Origin of the sequence: Flavobacterium sp. (assembly GCF_965277525.1) — a bacterium.
Taxonomy (GTDB): Bacteria; Bacteroidota; Bacteroidia; order Flavobacteriales; family Flavobacteriaceae; genus Flavobacterium.
Map to the genome: position 1 here is coordinate 284,548 of NZ_CBDIDC010000006.1, position 12,064 is coordinate 296,611.

Below are 12,064 nucleotides of genomic sequence, written 5' to 3' on the forward strand. Positions count from 1 at the left end.
ACCAGTTATTTATTCATCGTAATTTCTTCGGTTGGCGAAGTAGTGATTTTAGTCACGGCCGGCAAAAATTCCTGAATAAAAGAAGTCATGTGCGGAATATCCATTACTTTAAATTCATCCGAAACATGGTGATAAAATTCAAAATTTTCAAAATCAAAGGTACTTATCGATTGACACGGTTTCTTGAATACATCATAAAAAGAATAATTATCAGATCTGTAAAACAATTTATATTCCGCTTCTTTTGGCAGAAATCCTATTGTTTTCTTACCGGTATATTCATTTATCTTTTCGGCCATATTCGATTTATCAAAACCTGTAATGTAAGCCAGATAATCGCGTTTCATTGGCACACCAATCATTTCAATATTCAATTGCACATATAAATTGAAGTCTTGCTTTTTAAGTTTTTGCACCAAACTTTTAGATCCCAGCAAACCCTTTTCTTCACCGGCAAAAAACACAAAAAGAATACTGCGTTTATTCGATTTTGTCTCGCTAAAATATTTGGCCATTTGCGCAACAGCCGTAACTCCTGATGCATCATCATTCGCACCGTTATTAATAACATCCGGTTGTTGCTTTTTCTCCAGACCAATATGATCGTAATGCGCACTTAAAACTACAAACTCCTTTTTTAGAACAGGATCTGTTCCTTCTAAAACTCCAACTATATTATACGCTGGCGGATTAAAATTAGTAAGTGTATCACGATAAGAAGCAAAATATGGCTTAATATTGTTTTTCTTAAAGAAATCCTCTAAAAATATGGCCGCTTTTTCTATCCCCTTTGTACCGGTTTCACGACCTTCTAACTCATCTGAAGAAAGATATTTCAGGAAATCCGAAACTTCCGTTTCAGCTACTTTATAGGTAATCTCAACAGGCTTAGAAGATTTCTTTGCCCCATTTTCGTTTACTGCAGAAGGATTTGATTTGCAACTTAATAAAACAAACGGAAGAAGAAAGTACAGTTTTTTCATAATTGAAGATTGAATTATACTTCAGAACTTAAATTTCTAAAGCAGACGATTTAAACTATTTTATACACTTTAAACACCTGAATTCTTTCTAGAACAATAAAATAATAGAGTAAAAACAGGCACCACATCCTTTAAAAATTGATTTATTCCTGAAAAAAGTTTGTAAAACTACAATCAAAATAAACAATTCTCAAAGTTCCTGCAATATAATACTATTTTAACTTTATTGCTCTTGTAATATACTTTCTGTTAAGCCAATATAAGTTATAAGTGATCCAAAAAAGAGATTATTAAAATTAAATTACTTTAAAATTACTTCAATTACAAATGGCGGACAAATCAGATAATACCCGAAGTTATTTGATACTTGAAAAAGAAGTTGAAAAATCTTGTGCTTTTATTAAATCACAATATCTCATTACACCTTTATCCTGTTCGATTATGACTTGCGTGATACTTACTGTTTTTATGGTATTTTCTCTATTGATAACCAGTCCATTTTCAGAATCATCGCGTTTGGTATAGCGATGAAAATCGAAAATTTCTGAAGCTGAGATTGCTTTTTTGTTTCTTAAAAAATGACCAAACCACATTGCCCTTCCTCGCCTAACTTCAACAGGATATAAAGTAACTGATGACCAGATATGGTTTTGAGATTCATTTAGCGGTGTCGCCCTTTTGACGAAACCATCCCAAATAAATTCATACAATGCCGCTTTCTGATATAAAACCAAAGTAAACGGTTCGATATCTTCCAAATCAATTTCTGCCCACAAGTCCTTTGGCGAATCACTCGAAATAATATCCAGAGCAATTAATCCACGGCTTTTTCTGTAAGGAAACACGGGATCATGATTTACAATTCCGCCATTTAATACTACTAATACAGTTCCGTATTCATCAACTGCAAACCAGGTTCCACCGGCTTTCGGATCTTTTGGATACATAATGTTTTTACCATTATGATAATAATTTCTGGGTGAAACAGCCGCAGGACGAAATACCTTCTCATCTCGATTTGAAGTGATAATAACAACTCCATTACTGTTTACAAAACTTAGTGTACACATTACTTTCTATATTTCATTAACCGCCATATTCTCGAATTGCAAAATGGCAATTTTAATTAAAGCCTGATGATGCATGCCATTTTCCAGATTATAAAGTAATTCTCTGTAATAACTGCTCTGAATCCTGATACCAAGTCCGTTGATTACTTTTTCGAGATAGAGGGTTTTGTTTTCGCTTTTTAATCCCATTTTGATCTCGACAATGCATTGTTTCGCAAATTCGGTTTCTGTTTGAATCTGATTGTTTCCTTCGCGATAGTCATAATTCAGGATTCCTGAATCATATCCATTTTCAAGGCATTTAAACATTTCCAGAATATATCTTGTATGTTCGCCAATCGTTGCATTGCTTAAGGCTTCGCAAGATTTTGTATAATCATGATCAGACACCTGATCTAATAGACAAATTAATTCATCTAAACTATGATGTATTGATTTTAGTAACATGGCTACTTAAATTTAGAAGATTAAACAATTTATTTTTACAGTACGGGTAATAAGTTTATGTCAATCCTATTATAATGTACGTTAATACTTTATCTATAGTTTTCCGAAGCGTTAAAAACAATTCATTTATTTCGCAAATCATTTTTGAATGATTCATCAGAGCTATTCTTACTAAAAACAGAAAGCCCTTTCAGACAGCTGTGTCTGAAAGGGCTTTTATTTATTATATTCTTAATATAAAATTATCCTGCGATAACGGATCTTGAAATTACAATTTTCTGAATTTCAGAAGTTCCTTCATAAATCTGGGTAATTTTTGCATCACGCATAAAACGTTCTACATGATATTCTTTTACATAACCATTTCCTCCGTGAATCTGAACCGCTTCTACAGCCGTATCCATTGCCACTTGCGAAGCAAATAATTTTGCCATAGCCCCACTTACATCATAGTTTTTATGCTGGTCTTTATCCCAGGCTGCTTTCATACACAAATGACGCGCTGCTTCTATGTTTACTGCCATATCTGCCAGTTTAAAAGCAATTGCCTGGTGATTGCAAATCTCTGTTCCAAAAGCTTTACGTTCTTTAGAATATTTCAAAGCCAGCTCATAAGCTCCGGATGCAATTCCCAAAGCCTGAGATGCAATCCCGATACGTCCGCCTGCAAGTGTTTTCATTGCAAATTTGAATCCGAAACCATCTTCACCAATTCTGTTTTCCTTAGGTACTTTTACATCGCTAAACATTAACGAATGTGTATCAGAACCACGGATTCCCATTTTTTGTTCTTTTGGACCAATAGAGAAACCCGGCATATCTTTGGTCATAATCAAAGCATTAATTCCCTTATGCTTTAACTCCGGATGCGTTTGGGCAATTACCAGATAAACTGATGCGGTATTTCCGTTTGTAATCCAGTTTTTTGTTCCGTTTACGATATAGTGATCTCCCATATCTACTGCAGTAGTTTTTTGCGAAGTTGCATCACTTCCGGCTTCCGGCTCACTTAGACAAAATGCTCCGTGAATTTCACCGGATGCTAAACCCGGCAGGTATTTTTGTTTTTGTTCTTCGGTTCCAAATTCCTGTAGCCCCCAACAAACTAAAGAATTATTTACAGACATCACTACAGAAGCAGATGCATCTACTTTCGAAATTTCTTCCATCGCAATTACGTATGAAATCGCATCTAAACCACTTCCTCCGTATTTAGGATCAACCATCATTCCCATGAACCCTAATTGCCCCATTTTTTTTACTTGCTCTGTCGGAAAAATTTGTTTTTCGTCACGCTCAATGACACCCGGCAACAATTCGTTTTGAGCAAAATCTCTGGCGGCTTGTTGAATCATTAAATGTTCTTCGGTAAGATTGAAATCCATAGTTATCTTATTTTATTGTTTTGCTAAACCCAATTTCAAATATTTGATTTAGATGATGGTTATTTTTGTTTTTTGAATTGTTTTATTTCCTTAAAAAGGCTTTCAAAGATAATTTTTAAATGTGAAATTAACAATGCGCGCATATAAATTTAATAGATCAGCAACAATTACGATATCGTTTTCGTAATAATGATGAAATTTAGCAATACACACGCTAAGTTTGCAATGTTTTCTATAAAAATTAAGAATATAAACACAGTTAAAAACAGCGTAAAACTTAAAGTTTAATGTATACTACAATTCTAAAATGATTAAACAATTCACAAAACACGTAAAAGTACGTAAAACTAGTCTTACTAATTTGATTATTAATATCATAGGTCCAAAAAAAAACAAATTACAGAATAAAAAAACATACTTAATAATGACCAATAATTAAGAAATTAACATTATTTTTGCCTAAAAATTATAAAATTGACAGAATATGAAAAAGATTTTACCACTACTGATACTCCTTTTAATCATACCTTTTTCTACAATCTTTGCCCAAAACCAATTAGAGGTAAACGGAGTTACAGTTCCGCGAAAAATTGAATTTCAAAGCAAAACTTTACAACTTAACGGAGCCGGAGGAAGATCTAAAATGTGGCTCGAAGTTTATGTTCAGGCACTATACCTATCACAATTAAGTCAGGATCCGCAATTTATTATCGACAGCGATACTGAAATGGCAATTCGTATCGAGATTACATCTTCTATGGTTTCTTCAAACAAACTAACGAAAGCAATGAATACTGGTTTCGAAAAATCTGCAGGAAACAATCTTGAAGAATTACGCCCCAGAATAGAAGAATTTAAAAAACTGCTGAGCGATCCTATTACAGAAAAAGATGTTTTTATTTTAGGATATAATCCGCTTGACCAAACAATCAATGTGTATAAAAACGAAGTTCTAAAAGGAAAAGTTTCCGGATTTGATTTCAAAAAAGCATTATTCGGCATCTGGCTTTCTGACAAACCGGTTGACGAAACGTTGAAAAAACATTTATTAGGAATATAATAATTATCCTAATTTTTATAGAATCGTAAAGCCGAAAACGCATTGTTTTCGGCTTTCTTTTTTTTGTTTGTTAAAATTGCCATGAAATACATTATTCGCATTATTCTATTTTATACTTTTACACAAACTAAACATATCTCAACAAAATGAAAGATTTATTACAGCAATTTGAAAATAAAGCACCTGAAATTGTTTTTAACTGGAAAGATTCTGAGACAGAAGCTGAAGGCTGGACTGTTATTAATTCACTTCGCGGAGGAGCTGCAGGTGGAGGAACAAGAATGAGAAAAGGCTTAGATATGAATGAAGTTTTATCATTGGCCAAAACCATGGAAGTAAAATTTTCAGTTTCGGGACCTGCAATTGGAGGCGCTAAATCCGGAATTAATTTTGATCCTAATGATCCTCGCAAAAAAGGCGTTTTACAGCGTTGGTACAAAGCCGTTTCACCTTTATTAAAAAGTTATTACGGAACCGGTGGAGATTTAAATGTTGATGAAATTCACGAAGTAATCCCTATGACAGAAGAATGTGGTGTCTGGCATCCGCAGGAAGGTGTTTTTAACGGACATTTTAAACCAACCGAAGCAGATAAAATAAATAGAATTGGTCAATTACGTCAGGGGGTAATTAAGGTTATCGAAAATCCTAAATTCTCTCCGGATGTAACCCGAAAATATACCATTGCCGACATGATTACAGGTTATGGCGTTGCCGAAGCGGTACGTCATTTTTATGCCACTTATGGCGGAGACATCAAAGGTAAAAAAGCAATCGTTCAGGGCTTTGGAAACGTAGGTTCTGCAGCTGCTTTTTACTTAGCCGAAATGGGAGCAAAAGTTATCGGAATTATCGATCGTGACGGAGGATTAATTAAAGAAGAAGGCTTTTCTTTTGAAGAAATTAAAACGCTATTTTTAAATAAAGACGGAAACAAATTAGTCGCTGACAATATGATTCCGTTTGACGAAATCAATTCAAAAATATGGACAATTGGTGCTGAAATCTTCACACCATGCGCTGCTTCAAGATTGGTACAACAAACCCAAATCGATAGTTTAATTGCTAACGGATTAGAAGTTATTTCTTGTGGAGCGAATGTTCCTTTTGCAGACAAAGAAATTTTCTTTGGTTCGATCATGGAAGAAGTAGATCATAAAGTAAGTTTGATTCCGGATTTTATCTCAAACTGCGGAATGGCAAGGGTTTTTGCTTATTTTATGGAGAAAAAAGTTCAAATGACAGATGAAGCGATCTTTAATGATACTTCTGAAATTATAAAAAATGCGATTGTAAAAGCCCACGCTTTAAATCCATCTAAAACCAATATTAGTGCAACCGCTTTTGAAATTGCATTGAAACAACTAGTATAAACTTTTTATACTTTAATTCTAAACGAGTCAAATAATCTTTGGCTCGTTTTTTTTGTTTAACCGCAAAGTGCGTAAACCCTTGCACGTTTTGCGGTTAAATTCTCTCTTTGTTTCTAAACAATTTTTACTACTTTTAAACGTTTTTATTAAATACAATTACAAAACTCAGAATCAAAATGACTTTTACGGATTCTTCAGACAAAAAGAAATCGCTATTAATATCTACAGCTATTTATGCTGTATTACTATTGCTTCTATTTTTCATTCGCTTTTGGCCTCCATATAATCCTGAAAATAATTCAGCACTTGCTGCTGGCGGTGGCGGTGGCGGCGTAACGGTAAACTTTGGAGACAGCGATTTAGGCTCCGGAGCAAACTATAAAAGCGAAGTTCTGAATGTAAAAAATGAAACCAAACAAGCTCCTGCAAAAGCAACTCCCGACGAAGCAGTTATTACGCAGGAAAATACAGCAGAAGATAAGAATGATGTTGTTATCCCGACAAAAGAAAAGCCTAAAAAAGCTACACCAGTTGTAAAACCGGAAGCAAAACCTGTTCCTGAAAAACCAAAAGTTTCTAATTCTACAAACGATGCTTTATCAAGCATTTTAAAAGGTTCTAACAAAGGTGGTGACGGCGATGATAAAGTGGCAGGAAATAAAGGAAAAGCAGGCGGAAGTTTAAGTTCTAACGGATATTACGGTAGCGGTGGTTCCGGAGGCGGAACAGGCGGAGGAAATGGTACAGGAAATGGCATTGGTACTGGAAGCGGTTACGGAGCCGGAAGCGGCGGAGGTTCTGGTGGCGGATCAGGATATTCTTTAGGAAACAGAAGAGCATTATCAAAACCGGCACCAAAATATACCTGTGATGAAGCCGGAAAAGTAGTTGTAGAAGTTACCGTAGACCAAAACGGAAAAACAATAAGTGCAACGCCAGGAATAAAAGGAACAACAAATACAGCAAGATGTTTACTGGATCAGGCCAAAATTGCAGCCATGAATACCAAATGGGATGCTGATGCCGATGCACCGGCAAAACAAGTAGGTAAGATTATTTATAATTTCAGTTTGGATTAAAACACCAATTTCACTGATTTACATTAATTGTAATAAACATAAAAAAAGGCTTTCTGAAACATTCAGAAAGCCTTTTTTCTATTGTCTTTATTCTAATATTTTATGATTAGATTGTCATCCTGGCCGAAGTCGAAGGACACACAAATAACTCCCCAACGAAAATCCAATCTTTGTAGAGCTTCTCACGAGGATTTCTCCTTCGTCGAAATGACATACTCTACAGCTACTCTTTCTTCTTTACTCTTTACTCTTTACTCTTTACTCTTTACTCTTTACTCTTTACTCTATTCTCTTTACTCTATTCTCTTTACTCTATTCTCTTTACTCTATTCTCTTTACTCTATTCTCTTTACTCTATTCTCTTTACTCTATTCTCTTTACTCTATTCTCTCTCTTTTTTTCCGCGTGAGGGATAGAAGGAAGCTACCGCAGTAGCCCGGATAGCCCGACCACAATAAAAAAATGGGCGAATCAACGTTATGCTGATTCGCCCATTTTTTTATTGTGGTCACGCCCTAATGATATTTTTACTTCGGACTTGTAGCAATCACAAACTTTAAATTGTTCTTCACTCCTATTTGCAATACATCGACTAAATCCTGTACCTGCAAATTAAACGGAATTCTAACAACAACGGTTTGATCTTTATCTGCTCCTATTTTCGACATTAAACTGGTTTCCAGATTTTCAAATTCAACCGGCTCTTTGTCAATGTAGAACTTTTTATCTTCGGTAACTGATAAGCTGATGAGTTGCTTATTGGTTTTTTCATTTGATTTCGCTTTCGGCAACGTCATTTTAATAACATTAGGATTTGCAAGCGTTGAAATAATAAGAAAAAACAACAGCAGGAAAAACATAATATCACTTAATGATGAAGTCGCCACTTCGGCATGAAATCTTCTTTTTCTCTTAATAGACATACCTTATGCTCTTTGAATTATATTGACAAATTCTAATATTTGTTTTTGGATTTTTAAAGCAAAATCATCAATTTTTCCGTTCAGTAAGTGGTAAGCACTATAGGCAATAATACCTACAATAAGACCTGATCCTGAACTGATCATTTTCTCGTATAAACCTCCGGAAATGTTTCCGATACTAATATTCTCTGTAACTGAGATACTGTAGAAAATCTTAATAACTCCGGAAATTGTTCCAATAAAACCTAATGTTGGCGCAATACCGGCAATAAGCCCTAAGTGACCTAAACGTCTTTCCATTTCACCAATTTCGATATCGGCAGCACGGTCCATGTTTGATTCAATTTCTGCAATTGGTCTTCCGATCACTAAAACCCCTTCTTTCAATATATTTCCGGCTGCAGTATTACTTCTCTCGACAATTGTTCTGGCCAATTCGATATTTCCGGCATTCAGTTTATCCCCAACATCCTGCATTAATCTGGCATCAATTCTGGAAGCTTTACTAATATATAAATAACGTTCTATGATAACATAAAAAGTGTAGAACAATAAGATAGCGATTGGAATCAGGAAAAAACCTCCCTTTAAGATAAATCCTAAAACAGAGATCTCCGTATTTGGTGCAATTTTTTCGATAACTACGTTAGATGCGTTTGCAATGGTATCTGTTTGTAATTGAATAAAACTAAACATATATTAATTCTGGTTTTTAATAATTAATTCTAAAAAATATTTGAAATTTGCAATAAAGATAATTTTCGCTCTAATATAAAACTAAAAAAATCGAAAATTATTTCAATCGACAACTATTTTATCCTAAATACATGAACTATCAGGAAACTACGAATTGGATGTTTAATCAACTCCCAATGTACCAACTTCAAGGCGCTTCGGCATATAAGGAGGATTTGACCAATATTAAGTTATTGGCGGCACATCTTGATCATCCTGAAAATCAGCTAAAATGCATTCATGTTGCGGGAACAAATGGCAAAGGCTCTACTTCGCATATGCTGGCTTCGGTTTTGCAGGAAGCGGGATATAAAGTGGGATTGTATACTTCGCCTCACTTAAAAGATTTCAGAGAGAGAATCAAAATTAACGGTGCAGAAATTTCAGAAGATTTTGTTTGTGAATTCGTTGCCAGACATAAAGCCTTTTTTGAAGCTAATGATATGAGTTTTTTCGAAATGTCTGTAGGTTTGGCTTTTGATTATTTTGCTTTTGAGGAAACTGACATTGCTATTATCGAAGTTGGTTTGGGCGGAAGACTTGACGCAACTAATATCATTACACCTTTGGTTTCGGTAATAACAAATATTGGTTTAGATCATACCCAGTTTTTAGGCAATACGCTCGAAGCCATTGCAGGTGAAAAAGCTGGCATCATAAAACCAAATGTGCCTGTTGTTATTGGTGAATATACGAATGAGACTCAACCGGTATTTTTGGCTAAAGCCGAAGAAAATAAAGCCCCCATCTATTTTGCCTCTGATTTGATTTCAGAAATTTTTCTTTCTGATTTAATTGGAGATTACCAATTTCATAATAAGAAAACCGTTCAACAAACGATTGCCGTTTTGAATTCACAAAATGAATTTAAAGTTTCAAACGAAAGTCTACAAGAAGGCTTATTGAATGTTGTAAAGAATACAGGTTTACTGGGCAGATGGCAGCAATTGGGCGAAAATCCTAAAATTATTTGCGACACGGCACATAACAAACACGGATTAGCCGTTGTAATGAATCAGATTCAGAAAGAAACTTTTGACAATCTACATATTGTTTTGGGAGTTGTAAATGACAAAGACCTGGATTCTATTTTACCGCTTTTTCCTAAAAATGCACAATACTATTTTTGCAGACCTGACTCGTCAAGAGGTTTAGCCACTGAAATCTTAAAAGAATCGGCTAAAAAATATGATTTATCAGGAGAGAAATATGATTCTGTAGCCGAAGCTTTCGCTGCCGCGAAGCAAAATGCCTCACAAAATGATTTTATTTATGTTGGCGGAAGTACTTTTGTTGTTGCGGAATTACCATTAAACTAGCAAAATTTTAAATTATCAGAAAAAGACTAAAAAAACGTATTTTATAATAAATTCAATTACAACGAGATAGAAAAAACTTTAAAAAAACTTTAAATTTTTAGCGGTTTTTGTTTGCAGAACTGAAAAAGTGCCTTATATTTGCACTCGCAATCACAAACGATAGCAACCTAATAAAATAGGGCGATTAGCTCAGCTGGTTCAGAGCACCTCGTTTACACCGAGGGGGTCGGGGGTTCGAACCCCTCATCGCCCACCAAAAAACTCCTTAAGAAATTAAGGAGTTTTTTTATGGCTTATATTTTCGAAATTCTATAATATGAAGATCAATCAAATCATTTTTTTTCTTTTTATAAGTTTCAAAAGGTAGAAAGCCAAGTTTCTCAGGAATTTTCCTGCTTCTAATATTTTCTTTATCAACAGGATAAATTATATAATTAAACTCAAAATTTTGTTCTACAAAATCAATTAAAACATTGATTATCTCTGTTCCAAAACCTTGATTTTGATATTCTTTTTTCAACCATAATCCAAGTTCAACAGATTCTTTATTAATGTTATGTATTCCACAGCAACCAAGGAATTCTCTTTTTAAATTAAGAACTACAAAAACAATATCCGTTTTTTGAATTAATTTTTTCTTAGCGCTCTCTACAAAATTTATGATTTCATTTTTATCTCCATTGGGATTAAAAGGCATGTACTTTGTGACTTCTTGTGTAAAGCTTAAATTGATATCATCAATATATTTTTCATGAATCGGCTCAAAAATTAATCGATTTGTATTAATTACTATGCTTGAATTAAACTCCATTATAAAAATATTTACTTTACTAAGAGAAGAACCTGGTCTTCATAATTAGAATTACACCAATTGTATTTTTCTAAAAAGGCTTTACGCACTTCGATGCCTTTTACCTGATTATCTTCCAATATAAATTTTACCTGAAAATTATTAAGTTTTCAGTTCCTCTTTCCATTTTCATCTGTTTTTTCGCAATATAAATATATTGTACTACAATTTAATCTTTTTGCATTTAATCATAAAAAACGGAAAACTCTCATCAAGTTCTATAATCTCAAACAATCCAAACTTACCAAACTCTTCGTGAACTGATTCTCTATCATAAAAGAACATTTGTACTCCGTCGAATATTTCGTAGCGATCTTTGCTCATAAATTTACCTTTACCATAAGTCTGAGCTTCTTTGCTAATAACAGTAAAAACCATATATCCGTTCTCTGATAATTGATTGTAACAATCCTGAATTAGTTTTTTCCTGTCTTTACTATCTAATAAATGAATTAAGGCATAACAAAATATCCCATCGTATTTATTACTATCAAAAGGCATATCAGTTACAGAACCGTGGTAAATGTTCAGATCCGCCCCGTAATGTTTCTTTGCAAGTTCAATAGCCGTTTTTGATATTTCAATTCCCGTTACCGTTATTCCCTCATCCCTAAAAACCTGAGCATTTCTTCCGTATCCAATTCCCGGAATGAGAATGTTCTTAACTGAATTCTCAATAAAAAAATCCTTTGTCGATAGTGCTGACTTTGATGGCTCAAACCCCCACATTTCCTGTTTTTCAATAAAATTATCTTCCCAGAATTCTGCCATCGTTTTTTTATTTATTTTTTTTGCTTTTTACGCACTTCAGCCAAAGTTAGCAATAATTTAAATTATCGC

At 34.1% G+C, this 12,064-nt stretch carries 12 protein-coding genes and 1 tRNA gene; 5 read left to right on the forward strand and 8 right to left on the reverse strand.

Features of this window, described 5'->3' with window-relative positions; all coding sequences use genetic code 11:
- Window positions 1–5: 5 nt before the first annotated feature.
- From ACQY44_RS16640 to ACQY44_RS16655, 4 genes are all read right to left on the reverse strand, one after another.
- Window positions 6–983, reverse strand: a complete 978-nt coding sequence (locus ACQY44_RS16640) for a M20/M25/M40 family metallo-hydrolase (RefSeq protein ID WP_428231428.1) — start codon at window positions 981–983, stop codon at window positions 6–8.
- Window positions 984–1,339: 356 nt separating this feature from the next.
- A complete protein-coding gene (locus ACQY44_RS16645; RefSeq protein ID WP_428231429.1) occupies window positions 1,340–2,053 on the reverse strand; it encodes an NRDE family protein in 714 nt (237 codons plus the stop codon).
- 6 nt (window positions 2,054–2,059) lie between these two features.
- Window positions 2,060–2,500, reverse strand: a complete 441-nt coding sequence (locus ACQY44_RS16650; protein ID WP_428231430.1) for a DinB family protein — start codon at window positions 2,498–2,500, stop codon at window positions 2,060–2,062.
- 242 nt (window positions 2,501–2,742) lie between these two features.
- Window positions 2,743–3,885, reverse strand: coding sequence for an acyl-CoA dehydrogenase (locus ACQY44_RS16655; protein ID WP_072960457.1), 1,143 nt, complete (start codon window positions 3,883–3,885; stop codon window positions 2,743–2,745).
- Between the two features lie 484 nt (window positions 3,886–4,369).
- On the opposite strand from ACQY44_RS16655, the gene ACQY44_RS16660 reads away from it, so the two are divergent.
- The 3 genes from ACQY44_RS16660 to ACQY44_RS16670 all read left to right on the forward strand — a co-directional run bounded on the left by ACQY44_RS16660 (window position 4,370) and on the right by ACQY44_RS16670 (window position 7,397).
- Window positions 4,370–4,945, forward strand: a complete 576-nt coding sequence (locus ACQY44_RS16660) for a chalcone isomerase family protein (protein ID WP_428231431.1) — start codon at window positions 4,370–4,372, stop codon at window positions 4,943–4,945.
- A gap of 146 nt (window positions 4,946–5,091) precedes the next feature.
- Window positions 5,092–6,318 carry a Glu/Leu/Phe/Val dehydrogenase dimerization domain-containing protein gene (locus tag ACQY44_RS16665; RefSeq protein ID WP_428231432.1) on the forward strand — a complete coding sequence of 409 codons (1,227 nt, stop codon included), beginning with the start codon at window positions 5,092–5,094 and terminating at the stop codon, window positions 6,316–6,318.
- 176 nt (window positions 6,319–6,494) lie between these two features.
- Window positions 6,495–7,397, forward strand: coding sequence for an energy transducer TonB (locus tag ACQY44_RS16670; RefSeq protein ID WP_428231433.1), 903 nt, complete (start codon window positions 6,495–6,497; stop codon window positions 7,395–7,397).
- Between the two features lie 527 nt (window positions 7,398–7,924).
- Here ACQY44_RS16670 and ACQY44_RS16675 read toward each other — a convergent pair.
- Window positions 7,925–8,320, reverse strand: coding sequence for an ExbD/TolR family protein (locus tag ACQY44_RS16675; protein WP_428231434.1), 396 nt, complete (start codon window positions 8,318–8,320; stop codon window positions 7,925–7,927).
- Between the two features lie 3 nt (window positions 8,321–8,323).
- A complete protein-coding gene (locus ACQY44_RS16680) occupies window positions 8,324–9,016 on the reverse strand; it encodes a MotA/TolQ/ExbB proton channel family protein (protein ID WP_428231435.1) in 693 nt (230 codons plus the stop codon).
- Between the two features lie 131 nt (window positions 9,017–9,147).
- Here ACQY44_RS16680 and ACQY44_RS16685 point away from each other — a divergent pair, with 131 nt between their 5' ends.
- On the forward strand, window positions 9,148–10,374 hold the full coding sequence (locus ACQY44_RS16685) for a bifunctional folylpolyglutamate synthase/dihydrofolate synthase (RefSeq protein WP_428231436.1): 1,227 nt from the start codon (window positions 9,148–9,150) through the stop codon (window positions 10,372–10,374).
- Between the two features lie 178 nt (window positions 10,375–10,552).
- Window positions 10,553–10,630 (forward strand) — tRNA-Val (locus ACQY44_RS16690).
- Between the two features lie 30 nt (window positions 10,631–10,660).
- Here ACQY44_RS16690 and ACQY44_RS16695 read toward each other — a convergent pair.
- Together ACQY44_RS16695 and ACQY44_RS16700 are read right to left on the reverse strand one after the other, a co-directional pair.
- The gene (locus ACQY44_RS16695) at window positions 10,661–11,185 is read right to left on the reverse strand and encodes a GNAT family N-acetyltransferase (RefSeq protein WP_428231437.1); all 525 of its coding nucleotides are present in this window, start codon (window positions 11,183–11,185) and stop codon (window positions 10,661–10,663) included.
- Between the two features lie 201 nt (window positions 11,186–11,386).
- Entirely contained in the window at window positions 11,387–11,995 is a 609-nt protein-coding gene (locus tag ACQY44_RS16700; protein ID WP_428231438.1) for a class I SAM-dependent methyltransferase, read from the reverse strand.
- Window positions 11,996–12,064: the final 69 nt, after the last annotated feature.

What these genes read in the sequence shown, in the direction of transcription:
- ACQY44_RS16640 (WP_428231428.1), bottom strand. Translation starts at nt 983, where the DNA reads ATGAAAAAACTGTACTTTCTTCTTCCGTTTGTTTTATTAAGTTGCAAA.
- ACQY44_RS16645 (WP_428231429.1), bottom strand. Translation starts at nt 2,053, where the DNA reads ATGTGTACACTAAGTTTTGTAAACAGTAATGGAGTTGTTATTATCACT.
- ACQY44_RS16650 (WP_428231430.1), bottom strand. Translation starts at nt 2,500, where the DNA reads ATGTTACTAAAATCAATACATCATAGTTTAGATGAATTAATTTGTCTA.
- ACQY44_RS16655 (WP_072960457.1), bottom strand. Translation starts at nt 3,885, where the DNA reads ATGGATTTCAATCTTACCGAAGAACATTTAATGATTCAACAAGCCGCC.
- ACQY44_RS16660 (WP_428231431.1), top strand. Translation starts at nt 4,370, where the DNA reads ATGAAAAAGATTTTACCACTACTGATACTCCTTTTAATCATACCTTTT.
- ACQY44_RS16665 (WP_428231432.1), top strand. Translation starts at nt 5,092, where the DNA reads ATGAAAGATTTATTACAGCAATTTGAAAATAAAGCACCTGAAATTGTT.
- ACQY44_RS16670 (WP_428231433.1), top strand. Translation starts at nt 6,495, where the DNA reads ATGACTTTTACGGATTCTTCAGACAAAAAGAAATCGCTATTAATATCT.
- ACQY44_RS16675 (WP_428231434.1), bottom strand. Translation starts at nt 8,320, where the DNA reads ATGTCTATTAAGAGAAAAAGAAGATTTCATGCCGAAGTGGCGACTTCA.
- ACQY44_RS16680 (WP_428231435.1), bottom strand. Translation starts at nt 9,016, where the DNA reads ATGTTTAGTTTTATTCAATTACAAACAGATACCATTGCAAACGCATCT.
- ACQY44_RS16685 (WP_428231436.1), top strand. Translation starts at nt 9,148, where the DNA reads ATGAACTATCAGGAAACTACGAATTGGATGTTTAATCAACTCCCAATG.
- ACQY44_RS16695 (WP_428231437.1), bottom strand. Translation starts at nt 11,185, where the DNA reads ATGGAGTTTAATTCAAGCATAGTAATTAATACAAATCGATTAATTTTT.
- ACQY44_RS16700 (WP_428231438.1), bottom strand. Translation starts at nt 11,995, where the DNA reads ATGGCAGAATTCTGGGAAGATAATTTTATTGAAAAACAGGAAATGTGG.